This window comes from Allostreptomyces psammosilenae (assembly GCF_013407765.1).
GTDB lineage: Bacteria > Actinomycetota > Actinomycetes > Streptomycetales > Streptomycetaceae > Allostreptomyces > Allostreptomyces psammosilenae.
In genome coordinates, this window is sequence record NZ_JACBZD010000002.1 from 404,021 (window position 1) to 428,506 (window position 24,486).

General features: G+C 73.3%; 28 protein-coding genes. 17 read left to right on the plus strand and 11 right to left on the minus strand.

Going from position 1 to position 24,486, the window contains the following annotated elements; genetic code table 11:
* Entirely contained in the window at positions 1-825 is an 825-nt protein-coding gene (locus tag FHU37_RS24030) for a trans-aconitate 2-methyltransferase (RefSeq protein ID WP_179816762.1), read from the minus strand.
* Between the two features lie 248 nt (positions 826-1,073).
* On the opposite strand from FHU37_RS24030, the gene FHU37_RS24035 reads away from it, so the two are divergent.
* On the plus strand, positions 1,074-2,909 hold the full coding sequence (locus FHU37_RS24035) for an ABC-F family ATP-binding cassette domain-containing protein (RefSeq protein ID WP_179816763.1): 1,836 nt from the start codon (positions 1,074-1,076) through the stop codon (positions 2,907-2,909).
* 73 nt (positions 2,910-2,982) lie between these two features.
* On the opposite strand, the gene FHU37_RS24040 is transcribed toward FHU37_RS24035, so the two are convergent.
* Positions 2,983-3,474 carry an OsmC family protein gene (locus FHU37_RS24040; protein WP_179816764.1) on the minus strand — a complete coding sequence of 164 codons (492 nt, stop codon included), beginning with the start codon at positions 3,472-3,474 and terminating at the stop codon, positions 2,983-2,985.
* Positions 3,475-3,631: 157 nt separating this feature from the next.
* Between FHU37_RS24040 and FHU37_RS24045 the strand changes: the two genes are divergently transcribed.
* The 3 genes from FHU37_RS24045 to FHU37_RS24055 all read left to right on the plus strand — a co-directional run bounded on the left by FHU37_RS24045 (position 3,632) and on the right by FHU37_RS24055 (position 6,561).
* On the plus strand, positions 3,632-4,462 hold the full coding sequence (locus tag FHU37_RS24045) for an SDR family NAD(P)-dependent oxidoreductase (protein WP_179816765.1): 831 nt from the start codon (positions 3,632-3,634) through the stop codon (positions 4,460-4,462).
* Positions 4,463-4,557: 95 nt separating this feature from the next.
* A complete protein-coding gene (locus FHU37_RS24050) occupies positions 4,558-5,493 on the plus strand; it encodes an aminoglycoside phosphotransferase family protein (RefSeq protein WP_179816766.1) in 936 nt (311 codons plus the stop codon).
* A gap of 99 nt (positions 5,494-5,592) precedes the next feature.
* The gene (locus FHU37_RS24055; RefSeq protein ID WP_179816767.1) at positions 5,593-6,561 is read left to right on the plus strand and encodes a zinc-binding dehydrogenase; all 969 of its coding nucleotides are present in this window, start codon (positions 5,593-5,595) and stop codon (positions 6,559-6,561) included.
* Positions 6,562-6,659: 98 nt separating this feature from the next.
* Here the strand turns inward: FHU37_RS24055 and FHU37_RS24060 are convergent, their stop codons facing one another.
* The gene (locus FHU37_RS24060; RefSeq protein WP_179816768.1) at positions 6,660-7,553 is read right to left on the minus strand and encodes a helix-turn-helix transcriptional regulator; all 894 of its coding nucleotides are present in this window, start codon (positions 7,551-7,553) and stop codon (positions 6,660-6,662) included.
* A gap of 215 nt (positions 7,554-7,768) precedes the next feature.
* Between FHU37_RS24060 and FHU37_RS24065 the strand changes: the two genes are divergently transcribed.
* Positions 7,769-8,644 (plus strand): NAD-dependent epimerase/dehydratase family protein, encoded by an 876-nt coding sequence (locus tag FHU37_RS24065; RefSeq protein ID WP_179816769.1) that lies wholly within the window; start codon positions 7,769-7,771, stop codon positions 8,642-8,644.
* Between the two features lie 165 nt (positions 8,645-8,809).
* Entirely contained in the window at positions 8,810-9,283 is a 474-nt protein-coding gene (locus FHU37_RS24070) for an Hsp20/alpha crystallin family protein (protein ID WP_179816770.1), read from the plus strand.
* 72 nt (positions 9,284-9,355) lie between these two features.
* Here FHU37_RS24070 and FHU37_RS24075 read toward each other — a convergent pair whose 3' ends face one another.
* Together FHU37_RS24075 and FHU37_RS24080 are read right to left on the minus strand one after the other, a co-directional pair.
* On the minus strand, positions 9,356-10,120 hold the full coding sequence (locus tag FHU37_RS24075) for a nucleoside deaminase (protein WP_179816771.1): 765 nt from the start codon (positions 10,118-10,120) through the stop codon (positions 9,356-9,358).
* Positions 10,121-10,170: 50 nt separating this feature from the next.
* Positions 10,171-10,695: a MarR family winged helix-turn-helix transcriptional regulator gene (locus FHU37_RS24080; RefSeq protein WP_218904776.1), complete on the minus strand. Its 525-nt coding sequence runs from the start codon at positions 10,693-10,695 to the stop codon at positions 10,171-10,173.
* A gap of 93 nt (positions 10,696-10,788) precedes the next feature.
* Between FHU37_RS24080 and FHU37_RS24085 the strand changes: the two genes are divergently transcribed.
* Positions 10,789-11,172: a tautomerase family protein gene (locus FHU37_RS24085; RefSeq protein ID WP_179816773.1), complete on the plus strand. Its 384-nt coding sequence runs from the start codon at positions 10,789-10,791 to the stop codon at positions 11,170-11,172.
* A gap of 121 nt (positions 11,173-11,293) precedes the next feature.
* Positions 11,294-11,632 carry a DUF6191 domain-containing protein gene (locus FHU37_RS24090; protein ID WP_179816774.1) on the plus strand — a complete coding sequence of 113 codons (339 nt, stop codon included), beginning with the start codon at positions 11,294-11,296 and terminating at the stop codon, positions 11,630-11,632.
* 143 nt (positions 11,633-11,775) lie between these two features.
* Here the strand turns inward: FHU37_RS24090 and FHU37_RS24095 are convergent, their stop codons facing one another.
* On the minus strand, positions 11,776-12,216 hold the full coding sequence (locus FHU37_RS24095; RefSeq protein ID WP_179816775.1) for a hypothetical protein: 441 nt from the start codon (positions 12,214-12,216) through the stop codon (positions 11,776-11,778).
* A 369-nt stretch (positions 12,217-12,585) separates the two neighbouring features.
* Here FHU37_RS24095 and FHU37_RS24100 point away from each other — a divergent pair, with 369 nt between their 5' ends.
* Both FHU37_RS24100 and FHU37_RS24105 read left to right on the plus strand, forming a co-directional pair.
* Positions 12,586-12,978: a helix-turn-helix domain-containing protein gene (locus tag FHU37_RS24100; protein WP_312892827.1), complete on the plus strand. Its 393-nt coding sequence runs from the start codon at positions 12,586-12,588 to the stop codon at positions 12,976-12,978.
* A gap of 48 nt (positions 12,979-13,026) precedes the next feature.
* Positions 13,027-13,437, plus strand: a complete 411-nt coding sequence (locus FHU37_RS24105) for a VOC family protein (RefSeq protein ID WP_179816776.1) — start codon at positions 13,027-13,029, stop codon at positions 13,435-13,437.
* Here the strand turns inward: FHU37_RS24105 and FHU37_RS24110 are convergent.
* A complete protein-coding gene (locus tag FHU37_RS24110; protein WP_179816777.1) occupies positions 13,418-14,353 on the minus strand; it encodes a LysR family transcriptional regulator in 936 nt (311 codons plus the stop codon). The two genes, FHU37_RS24105 and FHU37_RS24110, sit on opposite strands and share 20 nt — an antisense overlap.
* A 162-nt stretch (positions 14,354-14,515) precedes the next feature.
* Between FHU37_RS24110 and FHU37_RS24115 the strand changes: the two genes are divergently transcribed.
* The 3 genes from FHU37_RS24115 to FHU37_RS24125 all read left to right on the plus strand — a co-directional run bounded on the left by FHU37_RS24115 (position 14,516) and on the right by FHU37_RS24125 (position 17,215).
* Positions 14,516-15,415, plus strand: a complete 900-nt coding sequence (locus tag FHU37_RS24115) for an SDR family oxidoreductase (protein ID WP_179816778.1) — start codon at positions 14,516-14,518, stop codon at positions 15,413-15,415.
* Between the two features lie 72 nt (positions 15,416-15,487).
* Positions 15,488-16,306 (plus strand): NmrA family NAD(P)-binding protein, encoded by an 819-nt coding sequence (locus tag FHU37_RS24120; protein WP_179816779.1) that lies wholly within the window; start codon positions 15,488-15,490, stop codon positions 16,304-16,306.
* A gap of 102 nt (positions 16,307-16,408) precedes the next feature.
* Positions 16,409-17,215 (plus strand): DUF1963 domain-containing protein, encoded by an 807-nt coding sequence (locus FHU37_RS24125; RefSeq protein ID WP_312892828.1) that lies wholly within the window; start codon positions 16,409-16,411, stop codon positions 17,213-17,215.
* Between the two features lie 73 nt (positions 17,216-17,288).
* On the opposite strand, the gene FHU37_RS28635 is transcribed toward FHU37_RS24125, so the two are convergent.
* Positions 17,289-17,534 carry a UTRA domain-containing protein gene (locus FHU37_RS28635; RefSeq protein WP_246451266.1) on the minus strand — a complete coding sequence of 82 codons (246 nt, stop codon included), beginning with the start codon at positions 17,532-17,534 and terminating at the stop codon, positions 17,289-17,291.
* Positions 17,535-18,107: 573 nt separating this feature from the next.
* Here FHU37_RS28635 and FHU37_RS24135 point away from each other — a divergent pair.
* Complete coding sequence (locus FHU37_RS24135; protein ID WP_312892829.1) at positions 18,108-19,283, plus strand: methyltransferase domain-containing protein; 1,176 nt, start codon at positions 18,108-18,110, stop codon at positions 19,281-19,283.
* Positions 19,284-19,295: 12 nt separating this feature from the next.
* On the opposite strand, the gene FHU37_RS24140 is transcribed toward FHU37_RS24135, so the two are convergent.
* Together FHU37_RS24140 and FHU37_RS24145 are read right to left on the minus strand one after the other, a co-directional pair.
* Entirely contained in the window at positions 19,296-19,472 is a 177-nt protein-coding gene (locus tag FHU37_RS24140) for a DUF397 domain-containing protein (RefSeq protein ID WP_312892830.1), read from the minus strand.
* Between the two features lie 64 nt (positions 19,473-19,536).
* Positions 19,537-20,382, minus strand: a complete 846-nt coding sequence (locus FHU37_RS24145; protein ID WP_179816781.1) for a helix-turn-helix domain-containing protein — start codon at positions 20,380-20,382, stop codon at positions 19,537-19,539.
* Positions 20,383-20,503: 121 nt separating this feature from the next.
* On the opposite strand from FHU37_RS24145, the gene FHU37_RS24150 reads away from it, so the two are divergent.
* The 3 genes from FHU37_RS24150 (at position 20,504) to FHU37_RS24160 (ending at position 23,757) form a co-directional block, all read left to right on the plus strand.
* On the plus strand, positions 20,504-21,679 hold the full coding sequence (locus FHU37_RS24150; RefSeq protein ID WP_179816782.1) for a methyltransferase domain-containing protein: 1,176 nt from the start codon (positions 20,504-20,506) through the stop codon (positions 21,677-21,679).
* 223 nt (positions 21,680-21,902) lie between these two features.
* Positions 21,903-22,325, plus strand: a complete 423-nt coding sequence (locus tag FHU37_RS24155) for an ATP-binding protein (RefSeq protein WP_179816783.1) — start codon at positions 21,903-21,905, stop codon at positions 22,323-22,325.
* Positions 22,326-22,761: 436 nt separating this feature from the next.
* On the plus strand, positions 22,762-23,757 hold the full coding sequence (locus tag FHU37_RS24160; RefSeq protein ID WP_246451267.1) for a pectate lyase family protein: 996 nt from the start codon (positions 22,762-22,764) through the stop codon (positions 23,755-23,757).
* 107 nt (positions 23,758-23,864) lie between these two features.
* Here FHU37_RS24160 and FHU37_RS24165 read toward each other — a convergent pair whose 3' ends face one another.
* Entirely contained in the window at positions 23,865-24,422 is a 558-nt protein-coding gene (locus tag FHU37_RS24165; protein WP_179816784.1) for a GNAT family N-acetyltransferase, read from the minus strand.
* Positions 24,423-24,486 lie beyond the last annotated feature (64 nt).

Below are 24,486 nucleotides of genomic sequence, written 5' to 3' on the forward strand. Positions count from 1 at the left end.
TCACGCCTTCCGGGCGACGACGAAGATCCGGCGGAACGGCAGCACCGTCCCGTGCGGCGTCGCCGGGTAGGCCTGGCGCAGCAGGGCGCCGTACTCGGCCAGGAACTCCGCGTGCCGCTCCGGCGCCAGCCGGGTGAGCACGGGGCGCAGCGTCGTGCCGCGCACCCAGTCGAGCACCGGGTCCTCGCCCCGCAGCACGTGCAGGTAGGTCGTCTCCCAGGCGTCGACGGTGCAGCCGAGGGACGCCAGCACCTCCAGGTATCCGGCCGGATCGAGCACCGCCGGGCCGTCGGGGGCGAGGCCGCCGGCGGTCCCGCCCACCTCGTCCCGCCAGCGCGGCGACTCGCGGAGCTCGTTCAGCAGGGTGTGCGACGGCGCTGAGAAGTTGCCCGGCACCTGGAAGGCGAAGACGCCGCCGGGCGGCAGGGCGTCGATCCACCGGGGGAAGAGGTGGGCGTGGCCGGGCACCCAGTGGAGCGCGGCGTTGGAGATCAGCAGGTCGGGTTCCTCGCCGGGTTCCGGCCGCCACTCGGTGATGTCGGCGAGGCGCAGTGAGAGCCGTCCGCGCCCGGTGGGGGAGGGGCCGGCGTGCGGTTCTGCGGCGCGCAGCATCTCGGGCGAGTTGTCCACGCCGGTGATGTGCGCGTCGGGCCAGCGGCGCAGCAGCAGGGCGGTGGTGGTGTGGGCGGCGCCGCAGCCGAGGTCGGTGACGCGGGCCGGGGGCGGGGTGTCCGGGACGCGGGCGAGCAGGTCGTGGAAGGGACGGGCTCGGTCGTCGGCGTGCCGGCGGTACTGGTCCGGGTCCCACTCGCTCTTCGTCGGCACGGGCGCTGCCCTCCCGGTCTCGTGGTGCCGAAGTGCTCCTGTGGGTCATGATGCTGCGGGGCGAGTATCTCGACGTCAAGAGAAATCGCCGTCGACGCGGGGAGAGGAGACGCGGGCAGAGTAAGGAGAGTAAGGAGAGAGAAGGGGAGAGAAGCGGCCGCCCCCGGCGCGACGACGCGGGGCGCGCCGGCCGCACCCCCTTGCTAGCCTCGACAGGGAGAGCGCGTGGCCGGGCGCACGGCCGGCCCATGCCTGCCGCGCCCGGGCCACCGGCCCCCGCGACCACCGCGAACAACCGACCGCCACCGGAACCGGAGTCGTCAGCCACGTCCGCCTCGAACGGCACCTCCCAACTCGTCCTGCGGAACGTCAGCCGCGGGTACGCCGGCCGACCCGTCCTGGAGGGCGTCGACCTGAGCGTCGCGCCGGGCGAGCGGGTCTGCGTGGTCGGGGAGAACGGCGCCGGCAAGTCCACCCTGCTGCGGCTGATGGCGGGGCGGGAGAAGCCGGACCGCGGCGAGGTCGTGCTGCACGCCCCCGGCGGCGTCGGCTACCTGGGCCAGATCCCCGACTTCCCGCCCGGCGGCAGCGTCCAGGACGCCCTTGACGACGCCCTGGCGGACCTCCGCGAGCTGGAACGCCGGCTGCACGCCGCCGAGCAGGCCCTCGCTGCCGCCTCCGAGGCCGAACTGCCGCCCCTGCTCGCCGCCTACGGCGACCTGCTGGACGCCTTCCAGGCCCGCGACGGCTACGCCGCCGACGCCCGGTTCGACGCCGCCGTGCAGGCGCTCGGCCTGGCGCACGTCCCCCGCGACCGCCCGCTCGGCTCGCTCTCCGGCGGCGAGCAGTCCCGGCTGGCGCTGGCCTGCGTGCTGGCCGCCTCCCCGGAACTGCTGCTCCTGGACGAGCCCACCAACCACCTGGACCGGGGGGCGCTGGACTGGCTGGAGGCCCGTCTGGTGGACCACCGGGGCACGGTCGTCGCGGTCTCGCACGACCGGCTGTTCCTGGAGCGGGTGGCCACCGCCCTGGTGGAGGTGGACGGCGACCGCCGCACCGTGCGGCGGCACGGCGTCGGCTACCCGGAGTACCTCCAGGCCCGGGCCGCCGCGCGGCGCCGCTGGGAGCGGGAGTACCGCGACTTCACGGCCGAGGCGGAGCGGCTGGGCGCGCTCGCCGAGCAGGCGACGGCGGCGCTGACCGGCGCGGCCCGGCCGGACCGCGGCTCCGGGCACACCCCCGGCCGGCACCAGCGCTCGGTGCAGGGGCAGCTCTCCAGCCGGGTCCGTGCCGCGAACGAGCGGCTGCGACGGCTGCGGGAGCATCCCGTGCCGCCTCCGCCGAGGCCGTTGCGGTTCACCGCGCGGCTCCCGACGGCCGGCGCCGCACCGCTGCCGGGCGGCGGCCCCGGCGGCCCCGGCCGCTCCGATGGTTCCGGCCGCCCCGGCGGTCCGGGTAGCTCCGGGGCGGCGCCGGGGTTGGACGGCGAACCGCTGGTCACCCTGCGCGCGGTGGCGGTCGGCGACCGGCTGCGGGTGGAGGAGCTGGAGATCGCCCCGGGCGAACGGCTGCTCGTCACCGGGCCGAACGGCGCGGGCAAGACCACCCTGCTGCGGGTGCTCGCCGGCGACCTGGCGCCGGACCGCGGGAGCGTCCGCGGCCCCGGCCCGGAACACATCGGGTGGCTGCCGCAGGAGGTGCCCGCGTCCCCGGCGCCCCGCCGCACGCTGCTGGCCGCCTTCGCGGAAGGGCTGCCCGGGGAACCGGAGGAGCACCGGCAGACCCTGCTCTCCCTCGGCCTGTTCCGCGCCGAGGACCTCGCCACGCCCGTGGGCGGGCTCTCCGCCGGCCAGCGGCGGCGGCTGGCGCTGGCCCGGATGGTGGAGAACCGGGCCGACCTGCTGCTGCTGGACGAGCCGACGAACCACCTGTCGCCGGCGCTGGTGGAGGACCTGGAGGAGGCCCTCGGCTCCTACCAGGGGGCGCTGGTGGTCGTCTCGCACGACCGGCTGTGGGTGGACCGCTTCACCGGGCGACGCTGCGCGATGAGCGGCGGGCGGTTGCGGGAGGCGTCCACCGGCTGAGCCCCGTCCGGCCTGCCCGCGCGTACCGCCCGCGCGGGCGTCCGGTCCGCCCGCGCACCCCCGTCCCGCCCGCCTATCCGGCCGGCTCGACCTCGATCACCGGCTCGTGGCGCACCGGGAAGTTCACCGAGCGGGCGATGAAGCACATCGCGTGGGCGCGCTCGTGCAGGGCGGTGGCGGCCTCCACCATCTCGGCGGAGGCGACCGTGATCCGGGGGCGCAGCACCACCTCGGTGAAGTGCCCGGCGCCGCCGGGCTCCTCCAGCATGGTGCCGGTGGGCTCGTCACGGTAGGCGGTGACGGTCACCCCCGCGCCGGGACACAGGCCCAGGTACCACAGCATGTGGCACTGGGAGAGCGAGGCGACCAGCAGCTCCTCCGGGTTGTAGCGGGCCGGGTCGCCGCGGAAGGACGGGTCCGAGGAGCCCAGGAGCACCGGCTTGCCCGGGGCGGTGATCTCGTGGTCCCGCGAGTAGCCGGCGTAGGAGCCGGTGCCCGTGCCGAGGTTGCCCGTCCAGTTCACGGTGAGCGCGTAGCTGTGCGTCTTCGGTGGCCTGGCTGCCATCTTCCGCCGTCCTCTCCTGGGTCGTCGCGCGCGGCGGGCCGTGCCGGCGTCGTGCCGGGAAACCGCTGCGCCGGGAGGAACCGGTCGTACCGGGTAGAACCGGTTGCGCCGGGAAAACCGGTTGTGCCCCACGGCGGGTTCCACCAGCCTGGGGATCATGCTTGATGCCGGTCTGGCGGGCAAGGGAGTTCTGGTCACCGGAGCGCACCGGGGGATCGGCGCGGCGACGGCCCTGGCCTTCGCCGCCCAGGGGGCCCGGGTGGCCGTGCACCACATCGCCGGCGGCTTCTCCGCCCCGGAGGGCGTCACCTTCGAACACGGCGTCGGCGGGGCCGAGGAGGCCCGGCGGGTCGCGGAGCTGGCGGCCCAGGCGGGCGCCGAGCGGGTGGTGACCGTCGGGGCGGACCTCTCCGCGCCGGGCGCGGCCGGAGCGCTGTTCGACACCGTCGAGGAGCGGCTCGGCCCCGTCGACGTGCTGGTGAACAACGCCGCCCACTGCGAGAGCCCGGACGACGTGCTGGCGCTCACCGCCGACGGCCTGCACCGGCACTACCGCGTCAACGTCCACGCCCCCGCCCTGCTCACCGCCGAACTGGCCCGGCGCCGCCGGGACGCGGCGGACCGCGCGGCGACCGGCGGCGGCCACGCCCACCGACCGGCCGCCGTGGTCAACGTCTCCACGGACGCCGCCCGCGCCTTCCCCGGCCAGGTCGGCTACGGCACGTCGAAGGCGGCCCTGGAGGCGTTCACCCGCGCCGCCGCCATCGAGCTCGGGCCGCTGGGGATCCGGGTGAACGCAGTCGCCCCGGGGCCGGTGCAGACCGGCTGGATGTCGCCGCGGCTGGTGCGGGAGGTCGAGCCGACCATCCCGCTGCGCCGGGTCGGGCGCCCGGAGGACGTCGCCGCCGCGGTGGTCTTCCTGGCCTCCGCCCAGGCCGAGTGGATCACCGGGCAGGTGCTCCAGGTGGCCGGCGGCCACGCGCTGTGAAGAAGGCCCGCGCTGCGGAGGAAGGCCCGCGCTGCGGAGGAAGGCCGCGCGACGCCCGCCAGCGACGCCGGGTGCCCGCTGATCAGGAGGGACGGATGACCACGGAACTCTTCCCGGCCGACCTGCCGGTGACCGCCACGGTGTCCCGGACGGCGGACGGCCGCGCCTGGCTGGCACGGCTGCCGGCGCTGGTCGACGACCTCCGGGAGCGCTGGTCCCTGCGCCTGGGGGCGCCCTTCCAGGGCGGAAGCTGCTCCTGGGTGGCGCCCGCGCGACTGCCGGACGGCGAGCCGGCGGTGCTCAAGGTCAGCTGGCCGCACCGGGAGGCCGTCGGCGAGGCGGAGGCGCTGCGGCTGTGGGACGGGCGGGGCGCCATCCGGGTGTACCGCCACGACCCGGCGGACTACGCGCTGCTGCTGGAGCGGTGCGAACCGGGCGACACCCTGGGCGACAGCGACCACATCGACGCCTCCCGCCGGCTGCTGCTCGGAGCCGAGGTGCTCGCGGAGCTGTGGCGGGCGGCGCCGCCGCACGGGACGGGCCTGGAGCGCCTCGGCGACGTCACCGCCGAGTGGGCCGACCTGGTCGAGGAACGCATGGAGCGGTTGCGCCCCGGCTTCGATCCGGGGCTGGTGGCGCACGGCGCCCGGCTGCTCCGCGAACTGCCGGGGAGCGCCGGGCGGGAAGTCGTGCTCCACGGCGACTTCAACCCGGGGAACGTGCTGGCCGCCCGCCGTCGCCCCTGGCTGGCCATCGACGCGAAGCCGATGATCGGCGATCCGGGGTACGACCCGTGGCCGCTGCTGGAGCAGGTCGACGACCCGTTCGCGCACGCCGATCCCCGCCGCGTGCTGACGGAGCGCTTCGCGCTGCTGGCCCCCGTGCTCGGCGAGGAGGCGCGGCGGCTCCAGGCGTGGGCCGCGGCGCGCCGGGTGGAGTCGGCGCTGTGGGCCGCGGAGCACGGCGAGTCGGCTTTCGCCGAGGAGTCGATGGCGAAGGCCCGGCTGCTGGCGGACCTCGCCGGCCTCTGAGCGCATCCCTTGCCCGGACTTGACCTCGACTTCTGTTGAGGTCCGAGGCTGTCGGTACACGGCGCGAACGCGCGTGGACCGGTACGGGAGGGTGACGCGATGCGAGTGGTGCGGGCGACGGCGGTCGGCGGGCCGGAGGTGCTGGTGGCGGGGGAGGCGCCGGACCCGGTGGCCGGGCCGGGGCAGGTCGTGGTGGGGGTGTCCGTCGCGGGCATCGACTTCGTGGAGACGCAGCTGCGGCGCGGCGAGTCCCCCGGGCCCGCCCTGCCGGAGCTGCCCTACGTGCCGGGCGCCGTGGTGGCCGGTCAGGTCCTCTCGGTCGGGCCGGACGTGGACCCGGACTGGGTCGGCCGGAGGGTCGTCACCCACGGGGAGAACGGGGGTTACCTGGAGCGGGCCGTGGCCCGGGCGGAGAACCTGATCACCGTGCCGGAGGCGCTCGACCTGGCGGACGCCGCGGCCCTGCTGGACGACGGCAGCACCGCGGTCGGCCTGCTGGAGGGCGCGCCGGCGGAGCCGGCGGCCTGGGTGCTGGTGGAGGCGGCCGGTGGCGGGGTCGGCAGCCTGCTGGTGCAGTTGGCGCGGGCGGCCGGGGCGCGGGTCATCGGGGCGGCGCGGGGAGAGCGGAAGCTGGCGCTGGTGCGCGAGCTGGGCGCCGACCTGGCGGTGGACTACACCGAGCCGGACTGGGCCGAGCGGGTGCGCCGGGCGACCGGCGGCGCCGGCCCGGACCTGGTCTTCGACGGCGTGGGCGGGGCGATCGGCCGGGCGGCGTTCGGGGTGACGGCCCGCGGCGGCACGTTCTCCGTGCACGGGGCGGCCAGCGGCGCGTCCACCGTGATCGACCCGGAGGAGGTGCGGCTGCGCCGGTTGACCGTGGTGGGGCTGGAGCAGCTCGCCGACTTCCTGCCGCAGGTGCGGCGCCGGGCCGAGCGGGCGCTGGCCGAGGCGGCGGCGGGCCGGCTGCGGCCGGTCGTCGGGCAGACCTTCCCCCTGGAACGGGCCGCCGACGCGCACGCGGCGATGGAGTCCCGGCGGGTCATCGGGAAGACCCTGCTGCTGGTCTGATCTGAGCCGCCGGGGCGTCCGGGGCCGGCGTCGGGCGTGGGCCGGCGTCGGGCGTGGGCCGGCGTCTGGCGTGGGCTGGCCAGAGGCGTGGGCCGGCGTCAGGCGTGGGGCGGGCGCACGCCGGGCGTGATGGCGCCTTCCGGCCGGTCGCTCTCCGGACGCAGGTCCTGCACGCCGATCACGCCGAGCAGCCGGAGCCGTTCCTGGGACGGGCTGCCCGGCCGCGCGGTGTGCAGGATCAGCCGCTGGTCGTGCTCCGGGCTGAGCAGGATCTCGCAGTGCAGCTCGAGCAGGCCGACCACCGGGTGCAGGAACCGCTTCGTGGCCCGGCGGCGCACCGCAACGTGGTGCGCCTCCCACAGCTCCGCGAACGTGGCGCTGGCCGCGCGCAGTTCGCGCACCAGGGCGACCAGCCGTTCGTCGTCCGGCCGCCGGGCCAGGGTGGCGCGCAGGTCGGCGACGTGGGCCCGGGCGACCTCGGGGCGGTCCTCGGCGGGGACGAGTGCGGCGGCCCGCGGGTCGGTGAAGAACTGCCGGAAGAGGTTGTGCCCGGGGCCCGGCCGGGTGAGGCCGTCGCCGGCCAGGGCGGCCGCCAACGCGTTGCGCGCCAGCAGGTCGCCGCTGTCGCTGATGACCTGCGCGGGGGCGTCGACCAGCCGGTCGAGCACGGTGAGCAGCCCCGGCCGCACGTGGGCGGTCGGCGTGTGCGGCCGGGGCGGCTCCTGGCCGGCCAGGTGGAACAGGTGGTCGCGTTCGTCGTCGGTCAGCCGCAGCGCGCGGGCCAGCGAGGCGAGCAACTGGGTGGAGGGGTGCGGGCCGCGCCGCTGCTCCAGCCGGACGTAGTAGTCGGTGGACATCCCGGCGAGCTGGGCGACCTCCTCGCGCCGCAGCCCGGGGGTCCGCCGGCGCGGCCCCGCGGTCAGGCCGACGTCGGCGGGGGCGAGGCGGGCGCGGCAGCGGCGCAGGAAGTCGGCGAGCTCGATGCGGTCCACCCGGCCAGCATGGCGGCTCCGCGCTGGCCCAACCAGGGACCGCGGGTCCTTGGATCGCCGCGCCTCTGCCGCCGGGGTGGCCGGTGGCGCCACGGTGGGGGTGCCGGTCCGCGGCGGGCAGTGCCGCCGCGGGTCGGCGTGCGGCGCCGCGGGACGGCGTGCACGGAGAACGAGCGGAGAACGAGCGGCGGATGACGCCGGCGAGGAGTCGCGAGATGCGTGTTCTGGTCACCGGGGCGACCGGCGAGGTCGGGCGGCGGGTGGTCCCCAGGCTGCTGGGGCGTGGTGGGGCGGGGGCGGAGCTGCGGGTGCGGGTGCTGGTCCGCGACGCGGCGCGGGCGGAGCCGCTGGTGCGGGCCGGCGCGGAGCCGATGGAGGGCGACCTGCGGGACGAGGCCGTGCGGCGCCGGGCGGTCGCCGGGATGGACGCCGTGCTGCACGTCGCGGCGGCGTTCCGCGGCGTGCCGGACGAGGAGGCGTACGCGGTCAACCGGGACGCGACGATCGCCCTGGCCGGGGCTGCGCTGGCGGAGGGGGTCGGGCGGTTCGTGTTCGTCAGCACCAACCTGGTGTACGGGGCGGGCCGGGGCCGCCCGGCCGAGGAGGACGATCCGACGCTGACGGCCGCCGGGGAGGGGCTGTCCGGGGCGTATCCGCACTCCAAGGCGGAGGCGGAGCGGGCGCTGCTGGCGCTGCACCGCGAGCGGGGCCTGGGCCTGCGCATCGCCCGCCTGGCCTTCGTGTACGGCGACGGCGACCCGCACCTGCGGCAGGCGCTGCAGTGGCCGGGGGAGTGGAACGGCCACCACCGCTTCCAGATGGTGCACCACGCGGACGTCGCGCAGGGCCTGCTGCGGGTGCTGCTCGCGCCGGGCGTTGACGGGCGGATCTACAACATCGCCGACGACGCCCCGTTCAGCGTCGTGGACGTGCACCGGATCAACGGCGTGCCGGTGCCGGAGGGGCTGGCGGAGCGGCCGGACGTCGATCCGTGGCACGGCATCGTCTCGACCCTGCGCGTCCGGGACGAGCTGGGCTTCCGCCCCCTGTACCCCTCGCTGTGGACGGCACGGGACGCCGGGGCGCTGTAGGCCGCCCGGGCGTGGCCGCTCCGGCCGTCGGGGCCACTTCACCCTTCGCGCGCGTCGTTCCACAATGGACTGTGGAGCGGGGTTGCCGGCCTGGCCGGACGCCCCGGCCCGGGGTCGTGTCCCCGCTCACGACACACCTGATCGAGAGCGATGGGAGAGACGACGATGACTCTTCCGGCACGTCGCGGAGGTGGCCTCCCGGCGCGCGGCCGTGGGCCGTGGGGCCTGTGGGATCCCTTCAGTGAGCTGGAGAACCTCTGGGGCGAGATGGGGCGCCTGTTCGAGCGGGGCGCCGTGCCCGCGGGGGAGCGGCCCTGGATGCCGCTGGCCGAGGAGGTCGAGACCGAGAGCGAGTACCTGGTGCGGGCCGAGCTGCCCGGTGTTCCGCGGGAGAACGTCGACGTGGAGGTCGACGACAACGAGCTGCGGATCCACGGCAAGCTCGAGGAGGAGCAGCGCGGCCGGGTGCTGTCCCGTCGCACCGGCGAGTTCGCCTACCGCACCACCCTCCCGGGCGGCATCGACAGCGACCACGTCGAGGCCGACCTGAGTGAGGGCATCCTCACGGTGCACATCCCGAAGGCCGCTCCGGCCAAGCGGCACAGGATCGAGATCGGCGGCGGGGGGAAGAAGGAGTAGCCCCGCCGCCCGGTCCCCCGGTGATCGGGTCCGGGCGCGTCAGGGCGTGGCGGGGAGGCGCCGACCTCCCGGTCACGCCCTTCGGTGTGCCTGCTGGTGTGCCTCCCGGTGTGTCCCGTTCAGGGCCGTCCGGATGCTCGGGAGCAGCAGCTGGTAGGCCGTCTCGGCGCAGTCCGCCTCCAGCAGGCCCTCGATCCGCAGGCAGCGCGCGGCGAGCGTCGGGTATCCGCAGCCGCCGGGGGTCGAGGGGGCGTGGCGGGCGTTCCACAGGTCCATCAGCAGGGCGCCGAGGACGGCGAGCGGTCCCGGCGCCGGCCCGCTGCGCGGCACCCAGCGCCGCGCGACGATCCCGCCCACCCGCGGCAGGTCCGCGACCTCCTTCCACACGGGGTCCGGTGAGGCGTAGACGACGCCGCCGACGTGGGCGTTGATCAGCGCGCTGCTGCACAGCAGGCAGGGTTCGAGGGTGGTGTAGAGGCGGTGGTCGTAGTAGTCCCGGCCGCCGGGCAGCTGGGCGAGGACGTTGATCTCGGCGTGCGCGATGTCGCTGCCGGCGAGCTGGCCCGGCGGGGCGACGGCCTCCCGCGAGCGGTTGCGGCCGAGGGCGACGACCGCGCCGTCGGGGCCGCGCAGGACGGCGCCGACCGGCCGGCTGCCCGCCCGGAAGGCACGCCAGGCGAGTTCGAAGGGGAGTCGCCACAGCGCCGGTAACGCGGAGGGGGCGGCGTCCGCGGTGGTCTCGTCGTCCGCGGTGGTTTCGAGGGACTGGGCGGCCTCCGTGGGGTCGGTGGACTCGGCGGCCTCCATGGACGTGACGGGTTCGGCTGGGGTGCGCATGCTGCGATTCTGCGGAGCGTGCCGCCGTCCCGCCAGGGTCCGGTCCGGGTTCAGCCCTCCGTGTCCTCCTCCTTGCCGTCCTGCTCGTTCTCCTCCTCGGACACGCCGGCCTCGTAGGCACGCAGGGTGTCGACGAACATCCGCCGCTGCTCGGGCGTCAGGGGTGCCAGCGCGCGCTGCCAGGCGGTGGCGCCGCGGGCCAGCCAGGACTCGATGGTGGGCCGCTTCTCCTCGGTGATGCTGACGATGCGGCGGCGCCGGTCGGCCGGGTCCTCGTGCCGCTGGAGGATCCCCTTCCGGCTCAGCTCACCGACCATCAGGCTCACCGTCGTGGGCGCGACCTCCAGGCGGGCCGCCAGGTCGTTGACGGTCATCGGCCCGTCGAAGAGCAGGTAGGAGAGGAGCGACAGGTGCCGCGGGGCCAGTGCCAGCGACTGGAGTTCCTCGGGGACCTGGATGCGCTTGACCCGCCCCACCATGCGCGGCATGAGCAGCAGCAACGCCCGGACCGCGTCGTCCACGCCCGGCCCGGTGCCGCCCCCGTCGCCCCGCCCCTGCCCGCCCGCGGTTGACATCGACCATCCCTCCATTTAGCTTTGCGATCAAAGATGCTTTGTAAGCAAAGCAATCCGACGCTCTGCTGGCATCGCCACTGGACGGGGGTCACTATGCCGCACTACAACGTGCAGATCAGCGAGCAGGCACTGGACGGAAAGGTGGAGGCCCGGCTCATCGCCGGCCTGACCGAGGCCGTGGCCTCGGTGTTCGGCGACTGGGCGCGCGGCGCCGCGGCCGTCGACCTGTTCGGCGTCCCGGCCGGGCGCCGCGGCATCGCCGGCAGGCCCACTGACGCCGTCGCGCCGATCGTCACCCTCCACATGCGCGAGGGCGCCTTCCACGTCCCGGAGATCCCGGACGCCCCGGCGCGGCTGATCGGCGCCATCACCGACGCCGTGGTGGACGTCTTCGGCGAACCGGTGCGCGAACAGGTGAACGTCGTCATCACCGGCGTCCCCGCCGGCCGCACCGGAGTAGGCGGCGAGGTCGCCTGACCCGCCCCCGCCGCCCGCCCCGCCCGGGCGCCGGAACCCCCGCCCCCGCCCGACCGTTCCCCGTTCGGGCGGGGCCGGGCGTCCGGCCGGTGGCCACTGGCGTGGAACGAGGGGAGCGGCCATGACCATCGGGTACGTCGCACTGGCGGTCGTCGCCGGCGCGGCGCTGCTCCTGCTGGCCGACCGCACGCTGCTGTGGATGGAGCGTCGCGGCTGGATCTACTACCGGCGCAGGAAGGCCGGGGTGGGCGCGGCGTCGGCGGCCGGTCTGATCGACGAGCTGAACGTGCTGTTCACGCCCAGTCAGCGCGTCGTCCAGGAGGAGAAGCAGCGCCAGCTCTCCCTCCGAGACGACACCGACTCCGGCGCCCCACCCCACCGCCGCATCGACCTCGACTCGGGTCGAGCCGTCGTGATCAGCCGCGCGCCGGATCCCGATAACAGGGGGAGTCGACGTTGACGTACAGCATGTCCTGCTGGTGCTGCCACGTCACCCTGAGTGTGTAACCGGTGTCGGGTCTGGTAGCCGTCAGTGGCTGCGCAGGTTCTCCATGCCGGTTTCCTGGTCGTTCTGCGAGAGGTCGTAGATGGACCAGTTGTGGTTCACCCAGTAGTCCGGCGTGGCACCGCGAAGTCGTCGGTGCAGGGAATCGGCAGCGCGCCACCTTCGGTGACCTTGCCCTGTATTCCCATGAGGTCGTATATGCGGCTTGAATAACTTTCCGGCATGTAGCCCGTTTCCGCATGGGTCGCCGTCAGTTCCATGTTGCGGGCCCTGCTGTTGGTCTCGCGATACTCGATGTCGTCCCACCCGGCCTCGCCGACCTTCTCCCGCAGGTTGTTCATCGCGGTCTCCTGGGTGGCGCCAGAGATCTCGTAAACGGACCACCCGTGAGTGACCCAATAAATGGGATCCAGGCGGAACTCGTCACTACAGGGCATCGGCAGGGCGCCCCCTTCGGTCACCTTTCCCCGTATGCCCATGAGATCGTATATTTGACTGGAATATTCCTCGGCCGCTGTTTCTGCGTCTGCTTGCTCCACGTGTGGGTAGATCCTGGATTCTTCGGTGAAAACAGAACACCCCGTGATCGATGCAAAGAGAGCAGCCGTAGAGATGGAAGCCAGGGTGCTGACGGCCCTTGCGTGCACGATCATTCCCTTGTTCGAATTTTCTCGTGTTTGCTCGTGATCGCGGCAGCCGCGTCACGCTTGTGCACCTCCGGGGCGGGTGTTCACGTTGTGTGCAGCACGTGGGGGCGCTGTGTGCGGTCCTGGGGAGAGGGTCGCAAGGGGCGGTGACGGGGGCATCCGCGCCGCTACTCAGGAAGGGGCTGAGTATCCGTACCCAAGTGGCCGTCAGGTGGGTGGGGTGGCCTGAGGGGGCGGGTGGGGGCGTGGTGGGATGGTGGGGTGAGTGGGGCTGTGGAGGAGAGCAACCGGCGGATGCTGCGGGCGCGGGACGCCATGGACCGGGCGTACGCGGAGCCGCTGGACGTGCCGGCGCTGGCGCGGATCGCGCACGTGTCGGAGGCGCACTTCACGCGCACCTTCCGGGCGACGTTCGGGGAGACGCCGCACCGCTACCTGCAGCGGCGGCGGGTGGAGCGGGCGATGTTCCTGCTGCGGGAGACCGACCGGAGCGTGACGGACATCTGCTTCGAGGTGGGCTTCGGCAGTCCGGGGACGTTCAGCCGGACGTTCCGGGAGATCGTCGGCCGGTCGCCGCGCGAGTACCGCCGGGAGGCGGTGGCGGCGGGCGTGCCGACGTGCTTCACGATGGCGTGGACGCGGCCGATCGACTGAGCAGTTTTGGATAAGTTTTCGCCCGGCCCGGCCCGTAGCGTGATGCACATGTTCAACGCCATCACGCACTCGCAGATTTTCGTTCTCGACCAGGACGAGGCCCTCGACTTCTACGTCGGCAAGCTGGGCCTGGAGGTCGCCGCCGACGTCGACATGGGCTTCATGCGCTGGCTGGCCGTCAGCGTTCCCGGGCACCCGGAGCGGCAGATCCTGCTGGAGAAGCCGGGCGCCCCGGCGATGTCCGAGGAGACCGCGCAGCAGGTGCGCGAGCTGGTGACCAAGGGCGCGATGGGCGGCTGGCTCATCCTGACCACGGAGGACTGCCGCAAGACCTACGAGACGCTGCTGGCCAAGGGCGTCGAGTTCACCGAGGAGCCCACCGAACGCCCGTACGGGATCGACTGCGGCCTGCGCGACCCGTTCGGCAACCGTCTGCGCTTCACCCAGCCGAAGGGCTGACGGGCGCCGGGGTCAGGGGGTCCGCGGCCGGCGGGCGGAGGTGGGTCGTGGCGCAGGAGCGGAAGGCGGCGAGCAGGCGGCGGGAGTCGCCGGCGCGGGTCGCCAGCGCGACACGGCTCGGCTCCACCCCGTGCAGCGGGACGGCGGTGAGGTCCGGGCGGAGGCCGTCGACGCGCAGAGCGGCGGAGACGATGGCCACCGCCTGCCCGGCCGCGATCACCTCCATCTTGTCCTCCACGGCCTCGACGAACGGCCCGTCCGGCGCCGGGCGTCCGTCGGGCCGGGGGTCGATGCGCCAGAAGGCGTTCCAGACCGGGTCGGCCACGCGGGGCAGGGGTTCGTCGGCGATGTCGTCGAGGGTGACGGACTCCCTGCCCGCGAGGCGGTGGTCCACGGGCACCAGCACCGCCCGGGGCTCGGTGTAGAGGACGGTCACGTCGAGCCGGTCCGCCGGGAGCGGCAGCCGGGCCACCACCGCGTCCACCCGGTGGTCGAGCAGCGCCGTGCGCCGTTCGTCCCAGGTCAGGTGCACGGTCCGCACGTCGGCCTCCGGGTGCCGGCGGCGCAGCTCGCGCACCGCCGGGGTGACGATCAGGCCCGTGGTGAAGCCGATGGTGATCTGGTTGGGCTCGGCGGCCCGGGTGACGGCCGCGGCCTCGGCGGCGGCGCGCAGCAGCGCCCGGGCGCGGGGCAGGAAGACCCGGCCGGCCTCGGTGAGCCGGCTGCCGTGCGGGGTGCGGTCCAGCAGCCGGGCGCCGAGCTGCTTCTCCAGGCCGCGGATCTGCCGGCTCAGCGACGGCTGGGTGATGTGCAGGGCCTCGGCGGCGCGCCCGAAGTGCTGCTGGTCGGCGACGACGGTGAAGTACCGCACCACCCGCAGGTCGAGGTCCGGCGCCGGAGAGGCGGAGTCGGGCATGGGCACAGGGTACTCGGCAACCCCCGCGCGCGCCTGCCGCAGCCGGTCTGACCTGTGGTGATGCCCCAGACGTATGGCGCGATGCGGGACAGGCCTTGGATTCCGGCCGCCGCCCGCTCCGAGGATGGGGACACCGATCGTTCCACCGTAGGAGTCACCTCAATGCGCGTGTTCGTTACCGGTGCCACCGGATTCGTCGGGTCGGCCGTCGTCCGCGAGCTCATCGACGCCGGGCACCACGTCGTGGGCCTGGCCCGCTCCGACGACGCCGTCGCGTCCCTGACGGCCGCCGGGGCGGAGCCGCACCGCGGCAGCCTCGACGACCTCGACAGCCTGCGCGACGCGGCGTCCGCGTCGGACGGCGTCATCCACCTGGCCTATGTGCACGACTTCGGCAACCTCGCCGCGTCGGCCGTCACCGACCTGCGCGCCGTGGAGGCGATCGGCGACGCCCTGGCCGGCTCCGGCAAGCCCTTCGTGGTCACCTCCGGCACGGCGGCGGCGGCCACGCCGGGCCGCCCGGCGACGGAGGAGGACGCGGCCGACCCGGACTCTCCCGGGGCGCACCGGCGCCCGAGCGAGATCGCGACGCTCGCCCTGGCGGAGCGCGGCGTGCGCTCGTCGGTGGTCCGGCTGCCGCCGTCGGTGCACGACCGCGGCGACTACGGCTTCGTGCCGAGGCTGATCGAGCTCGCCCGGGAGAAGGGTGTCTCGGCCTACGTCGGCGAGGGCGCCAACCGCTGGTCCGCGGTGCACCGGCTGGACGCCGCGCGGCTGTTCCGGCTCGCCGCGGAGTCGGCCCCGGCCGGGACGCGCCTGCACGGGGTCGGTGACGAGGGGGTGCCGTTCCGGGAGATCGCCGGGGTCATCGGGCGCCACCTGGGCCTGCCGGTGGTCTCCGTCTCCGGGGAGGAGGCGGCGGGCCACTTCGGCTGGCTGGGCGCCTTGGCGGCGTACGACGGTCCGACGTCGAGCGCGCTGACCCGCAAGTGGGTGGGCTGGCACCCCGAGCGGCCCGGGCTGCTCGCCGACCTGGAGGAGGGGCACTACTTCGACGAGTGACTTGACCTCAATATTTGTTGAGGTTCTACGTTGCCGGTGAAGCGATCCCTCGTCGGCGATGTGGAGGACGTCATGACGTATCTGGTGACCGGGGGCAGCGGCAAGGCCGGGCGGCACGTGGTGCGCGAGCTGCTGCGGGCCGGGCAGCGCGTGCGGGTGCTGACCAGGGATCCGGCGAGGGCGCGGCTGCCGGCCGGGGTGGAGGCGGTGGCCGGGGACCTCACCGATCCGAGCACGCTGGGGCCCGCCCTGGCCGGCGTGGTGGGCGTGCACCTGATCGTCAACGCGGGGGACGACTACGCCGTGCTCCAGACGGGGCCGGAGATCGTCGAGCTCGCCGAGAAGGCGGGGGTGCGCCGCGTCAGCGTGCTGTGGGACGGGCGGATCGGCCCGGTGGAGAAGGCCGTCGAGGACAGCGCGCTGGAGTGGACCCAGATCCACCCGGTGGATTTCATGGGCAACGCGCTGACCTGGGCGGACGACATCCGGTCGGCGGGCGTGGTGCGCGAGCCGTTCGGTGACGTGGCCGTCGCCATCGTGGACGAGGCGGACGTCGGCGCCGTCGCCGCGACCGCGCTGGTGGAGGACGGGCACGCCGGGAGGACGTACCTGCTCACCGGTCCGGAACTGCTCAGCCAGCGGCAGCGGCTGGCGGTGATCGGGGCCGCGATCGGCCGGTCGCTGCGGTTCGAGGAGCTGAGCGAGGAGCAGGCGCGGGCCCGGTGGCGGGCGGCGGGCGTCGAGGAGAGCATGGTCGACCTGCTCGCGGAGTGGCAGGGCAACCCGCCGCCCGAGGCCCGCGCGGTCTCCCCAGCCGTGGAGGAGATCACCGGAAGGCCGGCCCGCACCTTCGCCCAGTGGGCGGCCGAGCACGCGGAGTCGTTCCGGTAGCAGCCGAAACCCGCCCGGTGCCCCGGTTCGGACGAGCCGGCGGCACCGGGCGGGTCCCCTGCGCTGGGGTGGTGGGTCGTGAGGGCTCGTTAGGGTGTGCCCGTGATCGACGAGATGGCGGACAGACTGAGCCGCTTCCGCGCCGAGGCGGCGTCCCGGGACCTGCCGCCGGACGAGGTGGAGCTGTGGATACGCGCCGCCCTGCCGGCGGTGTTCATGGCGGAGGGTGGTGACGGGCCGCCCGTGGCCCGGGTGGGCGGCGACCCGATGCTGCCGGAGGGCGTGCCGGAGCCGCGCTGGCCGTTCGCCGCCTCCGTCGACCTCGCGGCACTTCCACCGGGCGGCACCGACCTGCCGCTCCCCACCGACGGTCACCTGCTGTTCTTCGCCGCTCCGGAGGTGGGCGGCCTCAGCGGCGTGGTGCCCGACGCGGTGATGTACGTCCCGGCCGGGACACCGACGGTCCGACGCCCCCTCGAACGCAGCTGGCGCGAGCCGTACCAGCCGCGGCAGCTGCAGACGCTCTGGCACCAGCCGTGCCCCCCGATGGACGACAGCTTCGCCATGGACACGTGGGGCGACGATCCTGACGACGAGCAGTACGAACTCGCCGACGAGCTGGGCAACGCGTGGACGCGGGTGGGCGGCCACCGGCCTCCCTGGGTCCTGCAGATCGGCGGCCACGCGGCGTCTCCCCAGTTCGACCCGGTGCACTACGCCCGCGATTCCGTCACGGAGGAGGGCGAGGATGGGGGCGAGGGCGTCGACGACTGGGCTCTGCTGGCCAGTTGGAGGTGCGGGGAGGACGTCACGGAACTGGACTCGGGCGTGGTCCACTGGGTGATCCGCCGCCGCGACCTGGCGGCCCGGCGCTTCGACCGCGTCCACCGCTACGTCGACATGGCCTGATCGGGCGGTGTGAGAGGGATGAACGCGCGGCGGCCCCGGCTCGGACGAGCCGGGGCCGCCGCGCGTGGAAGCGTTACGTGCGGGGTTCGGGGCGGTCGGCTCGGGCGCTCGGATGGCGGTGGAGGGGGTATCCGACGGCGAAGCGGTCGGCGGCCATGCGGGTGTCGTTGATCTCCAGCATGGTTCCGTCGGGGCTGGTGGTGGTGCGAAGGATGCGCAGTAGCGGTATGCCACGGGCGATTTGAAGCGTCTCGGCTTCGTGAGGGGTGGGCATCCGAGCGGTGAGGATCTCGTTCCACTCCAGCGGGCCGTGGCCCATTTCCTCCAGCCGGTCGTAGATGCCGCCCGGGCCGGTGCGCGTTCGGCGAGACGGGTGCCTCGGGCGACGCCGGCGGAGAGGTAACTGGTCGCGAGCTGTGCTGCTCGACCGGTGGCGGGATCGCCCATGACGCGGTCGCGGACGAGGACGTCCTCGCCGAACGGAACGCCGAGCAGCTGGGCGATGTCGCGCGGTGCCGGCGCCCAGGTGATGGTCGGTGGCGCCAGGGCCTTCCAGGGCTGGGCCTGCGGATCGAAGTAGTACCCGATCTCGTCGCGGAGGACTTCCCGTGAGCGGATGAGGTAAGCGGGGACGCTCATGACTCGATGACCTCCTGCGCTGTCCTGGACGGGGCTTGCGCGGTTCACCTGCGGGGTACGTGGCTCACGGTACGGTCACAGAGCGTATGTGTGCGATGCTTCCACGTGTGGAGGTCGGTATGGAGTCGAGATCTCTTCCTGTGGCGAACGGTGGCGAGGGCGGTGACGGCTTGCCGGGCCAACCGTGGGAGCCTCCACCGGACCCGCCCTCACCGGACGGAGGGCCGCCGCCGGGTGACGGAAAGCGGCGCAAGTGACTGGCTGGACGCCGCAAGGGGAGCGGCCCGCGCGGGAGGCGCTGGGCCGCTCCCTGATCGCCACCGGGGCGATGGCGGCGGAGTGGATGTCCGCGTTCGAAGCCGTCGATCGGGCCACCTTCCTCCCGGCACGAATATGGCCCCACGACATGCTCACCCGGACGGCCAGCACCGTGGATCGTTCCGAGGATCCTGTCTCCTGGTACCGGTACGTGGACGATGACGTGCCGATCACCACTCAGTGGGACGACGGCCGGCATGCCGGTCCGGGCCCGGGCAACGTGCCCACCTCCTCGTGCTCCGCCCCCAGCGTCGTCTTCGCGATGCTGGGGGATCTCCGGGTGGGTTCGGGCATGCGTGTGCTGGAGATCGGCACCGGGACCGGGTACACCGCCGCCTTGCTCAGCCACCGGATCGGGGACTCCAACGTCACGACAGTGGAGATCGACGCCGGTGTCGCGGCCGGAGCGCGGGAGGCCCTGCTGAGCGTGGGGCTGCGTCCCAACGTCGTTGTTGGTGACGGTGTCCAGGGGCACGAGGCCGACGCGCCGTTCGACCGGCTGATCGCCACGTGCGGGATGCGGTCCATTCCCGCCGCGTGGCTTCGGCAGACGGTGCCGGGTGGGCTGATCGTCGCGCCGTGGGGGACGGAGTACAGCAACCGGGACTACGTCGTCCGCCTGACGAAGCGCGCGGACGGGAGTGCTGCGGGTGGCTTCGTCCGGCCGGTGGAGTTCATGAAGGCACGCTCGCAGCGGAGTGTCCGTGCCGCTCATGCCGAGTACCTGCCGGATGGGTTTCCGGGGGACGCGTCGTCGTCGACGACGCGTCTGCCGGGCGAGGCTTTCGAGCGGTTCGGCCCGGCGGAGTTCGCCGTTGGGCTGCGGGTACGGGACTGTGCCCTGGTGACCGATCGGCGTGGTGACCGTCAGAGCGTGTGGCTGTACGGGCTGACCGACCGGTCATGGGCGGCGGGTGTGCTGCAGGATGGTGGGGGAAAGGCCACCGTCTTCCAGTCCGGTGGGCGGCGACTGTGGGACGAGGTCGCCGAAGCGTACGACTGGTGGCGTGGACACGGGGAGCCCGGGCCTGAACGCTTCGGCCTGACGGTCACGGCCGATGGCCAGCAGCACGCATGGCTCGACGCCCCAACGGACTGCTGGGCGGTGTGAGGGGGAGGAACGTCACGCGGAGGTGTGGAAACGATCCTGCTTGATGGCGGTGACGAATGAATGCCAGGCGGTTCGGGTGAAGTGAAGGGTGCCACCGGTCCGGTCCTTCGTGTCGCGGACCGAGTGGCTGCCGTCCGGACGGACGCCGTGCTCCACGCAGTTGTTGCCGTCTGCGCTGTAACTGCTCACGTGCCAGCGAACCTTGGACTGGTCCGGACTCGCGACCAACGGTGCACGGCGTCCAGTCATTCCCTTACTCCTTGAGCAGCTTGTACAGGTAGTCCAGCGAGTCACGCCTGGGAAGAGCTGACGAGGTGTGATTCTCCCACGCTCGTCGGTACGGCTCGACGAACTGCTCCTGCTCCAGCGCCATGCTACCGGTGAGGTGCTCGACCCATACGTAGTCGATCCCGGCCGACTCCCGCATGGTGAGGATCGTGTAGGAGGGATACGTGTCCGGTGGGGCTGCCGCTGTCAGTGGGTAGACCTGCACGTTGACGTTCGGGCGATCGGCCATGTCGAGTACGTGACGCAGTTGCTTGGCTCTGATCGTTGGCTTGACGAGTGGCCGAATCAGTATGGCCTCATCGATCACCGCCCAGTAGCGCGTCGGCTCTGGGCCATCCAGGATTTTCTGGCGCTGAAGCCGCATGTCCACCAGCAGTTCGGTCTTCTCGGGGCTTTGGTGCTCCGTGAAGATCGCGCGCATGTAGTCCTCGGTCTGGAGCAGACCGGGCATGACCTGGCAGGCGAACGAACGGATGAAGCCGGCGTCGGTCTCCAGGACGAGATAGTCCTTGAGGTGGTCGTTCAGCAGCGGGCCGTGCTCCATCCACCAGTCCCTCTGATGGATCTGCTTGGCCAGGCGCCTCAGGTTCTCCCGGTGCTGCGGGTCGGTGACCCCGTAGAGATCCATGAGGTGGGTGAGGTCGAGGGGGCGGATTCCTCGATGCCCGGTCTCGATCTTGCTGATCTTGGGCTGTCCGCACTGGAGCTCGCGCGCGGCGTCCATGGTGGTCAGGCCCTTGGACTCGCGTAGGCGGCGCAGCTCGGTTCCGAGTCTCCGGCTGCGCATGGTCGGCATCTCACTTTGTGGCATGGCGCCGATGATGGACAGTCACCATGCGTGCGGCAAGCGGTACATGGCCACTTCACCCATAAGGATGAATGGCCAGAGGAATACTTGCCTCAGCCATGACTGATTCGCCACTCTCCTCGCCATGAGCACTCGTCCCATCCCGCTGCGTGACCGGTTGGCCGAAGAGGTGGCCCAGTCCGGTGACCTCCGCTCGCCCGAGTGGCGCGTGGCGATGAACGCCGTCCCGCGCCACGTCTTCCTCCCGCGCTTCTACGTCCCGGACCCCTCCGCCCGCCGGGACCGCTACTGGCGCCTGATGAGCCGCGAGCTCGACCGCCCCACCTGGCTCGAACACGTCTACCGCGACCGTGCCCTCGTCACCGAACTCGACGCCGAATCCCCCTACACCGACAACCGCCTCTGCCGTCACCAGCAGGCCATCCCCACCCGCTACGCCACCCGCCCCGGCCTCGTCGTCCACATGCTCGAATCCCTCAACCTGGAACGCGAGCACACCGTCCTCCAGGCCGGCGTCGGCTGCGGCTACGCCACCGCCCTCCTCTGCGCCCGCGTCGGCGGCCAGCGCGTGATCACCGTCGAGTCCGACTCCTTCTCCCGCGTCCGCGTCAAGCGCCTGATCAACGAAACCCACTACTTCCCCACCGTCGCCCCCGGTGACGAACGCGACGGCTACCGCATCCGCGCCCCCTACGACGCCGTCTTCGCCACCACCGCCGTCCACGCCATCCCGCGCTCCTGGCTGCACCAGTCCCGCCCGGGCGCCCGGATCGCCGCCGCGATCACCGGCAGCATGGACACCGCGATCCTCGCCCTGCTCACCGTCCACCCCGACGGCACCGCGAGCGGCCCCGTCCGCCTCCTCCCCGAACCGATGCAACGCGCCCGCTCACACGGCCCCGGCTCCCGGTTCGCCCCCCTGCCCATCCTGGACGGCAAGCAGCGCGACCGCCCCACCACCCTCCACCCCACCGCCCTGGACGACCCCAACCTGCGCTTCCTCGCCCAGTTCGCCGCCCCCGGCGCGCTGCTGGAATTCAACTCCGTCGTGGGGGAACCCGTCTGGGTGCTGTGGCACCCGCCCTCCGGCTCCTGGGCCACCGTCCGTGCGACCAGCTCCGTGACGAGCGGCACCCGCGTCACCGAGGGCGGCCCCATCCCCCTGTGGTCCGCCCTGGAACGCGCGAACGGCGCCTGGCGCCGCGCCGGTCGCCCCCCGCTGCACACCATGACGCTCACCGTCACCCCCGAGGCCCACGAGCTCCACGCCGGCCCGGTCACCTGGCGGCTGCCCAACTGAGCGTCCCCCCGCGTTGCGCGACTCACCCCGGTAGGCCCGCCGTACCGCGTGCGGGCCGCCGACGGGCCGCGATCACCGTCCCCGACGAGGCGCTTCACGCCTCGCGCCTGGTGGGACGGAAGGTCAGCCCGCCGATCCGGGGACGGGACGCGAACCGCGCCTCCGCACCACCACAACCACCCGCCCCTTGCCGGCCACAGCAGCAACAAGGAGAACGGCACCGATGTCGTCCGCCGACCTCACCGCAGCGCTCACCCCGATATCACGCTTCCTGCCCGCCGAACCGGCCAGCGTCCCCGCCGCCCGCCGGTTCGTCGCCGACGCCCTCACCGGCTGGCGGCTGCCCCACCTCCTGGACGACGCCACGGTGTGCGTGAGCGAACTCGTCTCCAACGCCGTGCGGCACGGCTCCCCACCCGGCAGAGCCATCCACCTCGGCCTGCTGCCACTGCTGCCCGCCGGCCTGCTCCGCCTGGAGGTCGGCGACGACGGCCCCGGGGTGCCCCGCCCGCGCGCCCCCGTCGCCGACGACGCCATCGGCGGGCGCGGCCTGCTGCTGGTCGCCGCGCTGGCGTCCGCGTGGGGGAGTGAGCCGCGGCCGCTCGCCGGCAAGGTCGTCTGGTGCGAGTGGGAGGTCCCCTGGTGAGGTGCTCGCCCCGGCGCCGGACCGGCGCCGGGGCGCGGGGGTGCGGGGTGGGCCGGGTCGGAAAACCGGTCCGAAGTTTTCCGTGCGCAGGCGCGTTGACGTGTCCGTAACAAGAGGTCTAGCTTCGAGGTGTCGGGAGAGCAAGCGCTTGCATTCGTAATGGAGAAGCGGGCACCGCTCCACCGCCAAGCACGGCCGGACAGGGACGAGCGTGGGCCGGTGTGCGGCGCGAGGTGTGGACACCGGCGCCGTCACGGACTCGCTCACGCGCGTCTACCCCTCCACCCCGGCCGACTCCCCGCCAGGTGCGCTCTCCGGCGTGGAACATCCGGCGCGTCCCGCCCGCTGACGGACCGCCGGAGAGCCATCCAGGCGGAAATCCGAAAACAAACGCGCGTCCTGTGACAGCGCTTTCTAGAAGTCGAGAGGTATTCCCATGGAATCCAACACCCCCGTTCACGCGGCGGGCCGCCCGAGCCGGCGCCTGATGTGGGCCGCGAGCGCGATGCTGGTCGCCGCGACGAGCGCGAGCCTGCTGCCGTCGAGCGCGGTCGCCGAGGGCACGTTAGCGTCCGGCGCCCCCGTCGTCCCGCAGGCCACCCTGGTCGGCTGGGCCACGCAGAACGGCGGCACCACCGGCGGCGCGGGCGGCAGCACCGTCACCGTGGACACCACCAGCGAGCTGACCAGCGCGCTGCGCCAGTCCGGTCCGCTGGTCATCCAGGTCAGCGGGACGATCAACCTGTCCGGGATGAACGACGTCGCCAGCAACAAGACCGTCGTCGGGCTCAGCGGCGCCACCATCACCGGCGGTGGCCTCGACGTCGACGGCGTCCGCAACGTCATCATCCAGAACCTGACGTTCCGGGGCTGGGGCGACGACGCGATCAACGTCCAGAACGGCTCCACCAACGTCTGGATCGACCACAACACCTTCAGCGACGGCTACGACGGCGCCGTCGACATCAAGCGGGAGTCGGACTTCATCACCGTCTCGTGGAACCACATCTTCAACCACGAGAAGTCCATGCTGCTCGGCCACTCCGACGGCCACACCGCCGACCAGGGGAACCTGCGGGTCACCTACCACCACAACTGGTTCGACGGCAGCGACACCCGCCACCCCCGGGTGCGGTTCGGTGACCCGGTGCACGTGTACAACAACTACTACAACGGCAACGAGTACGGGGTGGCCTCCACGATGGGCGCGGGCGTGCTCGTCGAGGGCAACTACTTCGAGAACGTCGAGGACACCGCGCTCGTCGGGTACGCGGACTCCGACCCCGGCGACATCGTGGCCCGCAACAACCACCTGGTGAACTCCGGCGCCCCGCAGACCGCCGGGTCCGTCAACTCCATCCCCTACTCCTACGCGCTCGACCCCGCCGCGAACGTGAAGTCGATCGTCACCGCGGGAGCCGGCGCCAGCTGACGGGCGGCGCCACCGCCCGAGTCGGGGACGCCCGGCCAGATCTCCGGCCGGGCGTCCCCCGGCGTCCCCGCGGGCGTCCCCCGGCGCGGTGGGGGTGGGGGTGGGGGTCAGAGGGCGTCGGCGCGGCGCAGTCGCCAGATGACCAGGACTCCGGTCTGGGCCGTGCCCCTCGGCTCCTCGGGGCCCAGCGGCCGGCGGCCCACCTCGGTGAAGCCCAGGCGCTTGGGGACGGCGCCGCTGGCCAGGTTGGCCTCGTCGTGGTGGATCTCCACGTGGTCTGTGCCGGGCAGGGTGAACGCCTCGCGGGTCAGGGCGGTGACGGCCTTCGTCATCAGGCCGCGGCCGGTCCAGGCCGGGTGCAGCCAATAGCCGATCTCCAGGCCGGCCGGCGCTATGCGGCGCATCAGCGAGATGCTGCCGATGGCCTCACCGCCGACGGTGATCGCGTAGTTGTAGGCGTCCCCGGACTCCCAGTCCCGCTCGCACCGGTTCACGAACTCGACGGCGGAGTCGCGGCTGTGGCCGATGGCCCAGAACAGCCAGGGCGCCAGGTGATCCCGGGACTCCGCCACCGCGCGGTCCGCCGCGTCGGCGTCGGCGGCGCGCCAACGACGCAGCTCGAACCGGGGGTCGTCCAGAACGATTTTCTCGGCGGGATGCTCCATGAGTTGATACTTTCGCTTCCGGGTCGGATCTCAAAATCTTTTCCCGAAAGGGGGTGGGGGCGCG